A 2,547-nucleotide genomic window follows, 5' to 3' on the forward strand; every position below is an offset into this window, starting at 1 on the left:
GTTTTGGTGTGCCCCGGGCCCCGGCGGCGCGCAACGTAAACCACGTGTTACCCTTAACAGCCCCGAGGCGTGAACAAACGTTAACGATACTGGCACGCATCCTGCTCCGCACCGCATGAAGGTCATCGGAGGGCGCCCTGTCTGTTCGCCGATGGGACATCAAAAGACAGATTGTGCGGAGCGGAATGGTCATGAAAGAAAAAGGATCGATCGCACTGTTCCAATATTGGAACCAGCTGCGTGATGGTCGCCTCGCCCCGAAGCGATCGGAGGTGGAGCCGGCGGACATCAAGTTGCTTCTGGCCGACACCTTCATCCTCGAGCGCGACACGCGCGGCGAAGCCGTGTTCCGGCTGGCCGGCACAAGGCTCTGCGCCTATTACGGCCGGGAGCTCAAGGGCTTCTCCTTTCCCTCGCTCTGGCGTGAGAAGGACCAGCGGCTGGTGTCGCGGCTCATGCAGGGCGTTTTCGAGCAGAAATCGGTCCTGCTCATGACCTTCGAGGGGTTCAGCCGCAACGGCCGTTCCAACAAATTCGAACTCCTGGCGCTGCCGTTGGACGGCGGCGCCGAGAACCAGCGCTGCCTCGGCATCATCGCCACCGCCGACAAGCCATTCTGGCTGGGCGCCGACCCGCTCGCCGACGCGCTTATCGACACGATCCGGGTGATAGATCCCGAGAAGGAACCGATGTTCCTGAAGAACCGGCCGGCGATCGACGTTCCTTCGCTCGTTCCAGCCGAATTCGATCCTCCGGAGACCATTTCGGCGCTCGGCCGCGTGCGCCGCATCCGCCATCTCGTCGTCCTCGATGGCGGTCGTCACGAATGAACCCGACCGCGAGTGTTTCTTGCCTCGCGCACGGTTAATTTTTCCGGCGGAATCAACCTCCAAGCGTTGGCATTCGCGGCCGATTTTTCCCGTTTGTTAACCTGCTTTGCTGTAGTTTTTGGGGGAAATTCCTCGCATCGTCGCGCGGAATGCCAACGGGGTGTAGGCAGTCATGAGGTCAGCGGCGGTAGAATATGCGCCGTCACGAGCTGAACGGCGCAACTTTCAGCGTGTCCGCGTCAAGATTTACGGGCGCTTCATGCTTGAAGACCGCACCGAGCATCCATGCCAGGTGATCGATATGTCGCCCGGCAACGTTGCGTTGCGTACCGAGCGCATCGGCATGCCGGGCGAAAAGGTCATCGCCTATATCGACCATATCGGTCGTGTCGAAGGCATCGTGACGCGCACTTCGCAGGACGGTTTCGCCATGACCGTCATCGCCTCGGATCGCAAGAAGGACAAGCTTGCCGCGCAGCTCACCTGGCTTGCCAACAAGCATGAGCTCGACCTGCCCGAGGATCGCCGCCACGAGCGCGTGGCGCCGCGCAACCCGATGAGCGTCCTGCAGCTCACCGACGGGCGCCAGTATCAGTGCCGCATCATCGACCTGTCGCTGTCGGGCGCTGCAATCGAGATCGACGTCAAGCCGGCGATCGGCGTCCAGGTCACGCTAGGCACGATGCGCGGCCAGGTGGTGCGCCATTTCGAGGACGGCGTCGCCATCGAGTTCGCTGTCATCCAGCGGCCCGAAACGCTCGACCAAGAATTCAACGCATCGCGCTCCTGACACGGGGCACGCCGCAAGTGAAGCAAACCGGCCCTCGGCGGCCGGTTTTTTGTTGCCCGGTTTTGGCCCCGACGCAGGCCGCCGGAGCCGTTGGAACTTCACAAATCTGAACAATCCAAGATCGCGATAGTTCAAATTTTATGTTTATTCTACTGGCGTTTTACTCAATATCTACTTCGGGTTTTTGCGTCAAATAAATCCCAACGTGGCACAGTCTCCTCAAACGGGGAGACTACAACAATGAAAAAGACGAGGGGCAAGCTGTTGCTCTTGGCAATGGCGATGCAGCTTTCCGCGTGGGACACGGCAAGCGCAGGACCGGCTTTCATGCATACGGGTGGCCGCACCACCCAGCCGGTCGGTCACTATGATTTCTGTCAGCGCATCCCGGCCGAATGCAGCGAGCGGACGCCGAAGGGTCCGCCGGTCGAACTGACGCGCAAGCTTTGGGCGACGATCGTCAACGTCAACAATTCGGTCAACGTCCGCGTCAAGCCGCGGACGGACATGGAGAACTATGGCGTCGAGGAATACTGGGCCTATCCGGACAACGGCTATGGCGACTGCGAGGACTACGGACTGGAGAAGCGCCGCGAGTTGATGGCCGTCGGTGTCCCCGCCGGCGACCTGCTGATGACGGTGGTGCGTCAGCCGAACGGCGACGGCCATGCGGTGTTGACGGTGCGCACCAGCCTCGGCGAGTTCATCCTCGACAACCTCGAGCCGAAAGTGCTCGCCTGGAACGACACGGTCTACACCTACCTCAAGCGTCAATCGACCGAGAATTCGGGTGTTTGGGTCACCATCAACGACGGCCGCGACGCCGCCGTAGCCAGCGTCCGCTAAGGCGCCAAAGCGATTAGCTACGTCGTGCTCGCGCGACGTGCTTAGGGGAAAGCCCGGTCGAGTCCCCACCCTCCCCGTCCC

At 61.2% G+C, this 2,547-nt stretch carries 3 protein-coding genes; all 3 read left to right on the forward strand.

Annotation, left to right across the window (positions count from 1 at the left end; genetic code table 11):
• The first annotated feature begins 191 nt into the window (after positions 1-191).
• The 3 genes from FJ471_RS34405 to FJ471_RS34415 all read left to right on the forward strand — a co-directional run bounded on the left by FJ471_RS34405 (position 192) and on the right by FJ471_RS34415 (position 2,466).
• Complete coding sequence (locus FJ471_RS34405) at positions 192-830, forward strand: PAS domain-containing protein (protein WP_140811396.1); 639 nt, start codon at positions 192-194, stop codon at positions 828-830.
• Between the two features lie 172 nt (positions 831-1,002).
• Positions 1,003-1,620 carry a PilZ domain-containing protein gene (locus FJ471_RS34410; protein ID WP_140811402.1) on the forward strand — a complete coding sequence of 206 codons (618 nt, stop codon included), beginning with the start codon at positions 1,003-1,005 and terminating at the stop codon, positions 1,618-1,620.
• Positions 1,621-1,860: 240 nt separating this feature from the next.
• The gene (locus FJ471_RS34415) at positions 1,861-2,466 is read left to right on the forward strand and encodes a transglutaminase-like cysteine peptidase (RefSeq protein WP_140811409.1); all 606 of its coding nucleotides are present in this window, start codon (positions 1,861-1,863) and stop codon (positions 2,464-2,466) included.
• The last annotated feature ends 81 nt before the right edge of the window (positions 2,467-2,547 follow it).

This window comes from Mesorhizobium sp. B2-7-1 (assembly GCF_006440735.1).
Lineage (GTDB): Bacteria > Pseudomonadota > Alphaproteobacteria > Rhizobiales > Rhizobiaceae > Mesorhizobium.

Excerpts from the sequence above, each read along its gene's own strand:
- FJ471_RS34405 (WP_140811396.1), top strand. The coding sequence starts at position 192 with ATGAAAGAAAAAGGATCGATCGCACTGTTCCAATATTGGAACCAGCTG.
- FJ471_RS34410 (WP_140811402.1), top strand. The coding sequence starts at position 1,003 with ATGAGGTCAGCGGCGGTAGAATATGCGCCGTCACGAGCTGAACGGCGC.
- FJ471_RS34415 (WP_140811409.1), top strand. The coding sequence starts at position 1,861 with ATGAAAAAGACGAGGGGCAAGCTGTTGCTCTTGGCAATGGCGATGCAG.